General features: G+C 61.3%; 1 protein-coding gene. It reads left to right on the top strand.

Annotation, left to right across the window (positions count from 1 at the left end; genetic code table 11):
* Positions 1–870 (top strand): RHS repeat protein (locus SCT_RS12810; protein WP_144408271.1); only part of this gene is annotated, 870 nt, incomplete at both ends.

Below are 870 nucleotides of genomic sequence, written 5' to 3'. Positions count from 1 at the left end.
CCACCGCCTCACCTCAGTCATCGACAGTCGTGGCCTCAAAACCCTCAGCTACAGCTGGAGCCCCGGCGGCCTGTTGAACCGCCTCACCGACAGTGACGGACGCATCACCAGCTACCTGTACGACCCGGTAGGCCGGTTGGCCGGCGTCACCGCGCCCAACAACGACACCGTCACCTACCGCTTCGACGCGGGCGGGCGCCTCACTGAAAGGTGGCTGGCCAACAACGCATCGGCCCGCTACGCCTACAACGCCGACAACAGCCTCAAGCAGCTCGTCAACCGCAGCACCGCCAGCACCATCCTGACCCAGCACGACTACACCTATGACGGCGTAGGCAACCGCGCCAGCCAGACCGAGAACATCGGCGGCAGCACGCTCAACTACGCCTACAGCTATGACGAACTCAGCCGTCTGACGCAAATCACCAACGGCACGGCGGCACAGCAGGAAAACGACAGCTATGACCCGTGGAACAACCGTACCCTGAAAAGCATCGGCAACCCGGCCACCAGCACGCTGGCCTATAAATACGATGATGCCAACCAGCTCACCGAGATTCACAACGGCACCATTACCGGCACGCTGCTGAGTACCCTGAGCTATGACAACAACGGCAACCTCATCAACGACGGCAGCAGAAGCTACACCTGGGATGCGCTCAACCAGTTGAGCCAAGTTAGCAAGGGCGCCACTACCGTGGCCTACGGCTACGATGCGGATGGCAGGCGCATCCGCAAAGTCACGGGTGGAATCACCACCCAATGGCTGTATGACGGGCAGGACATCTATGCGGAATACGGGGCTGCCTGGACCAACCCCAATGCGGTCTATACCAGTGGTGGCGGGGTGGATGATCCGGTGATCAAGGC

It is taken from the genome of Sulfuricella sp. T08 (genome assembly GCF_000971475.1).
Lineage (GTDB): Bacteria > Pseudomonadota > Gammaproteobacteria > Burkholderiales > Sulfuricellaceae > Sulfuricella.
Note: the sequence above shows the minus strand (reverse complement) of the source record. Positions and strands in the feature narration are given on the sequence as shown.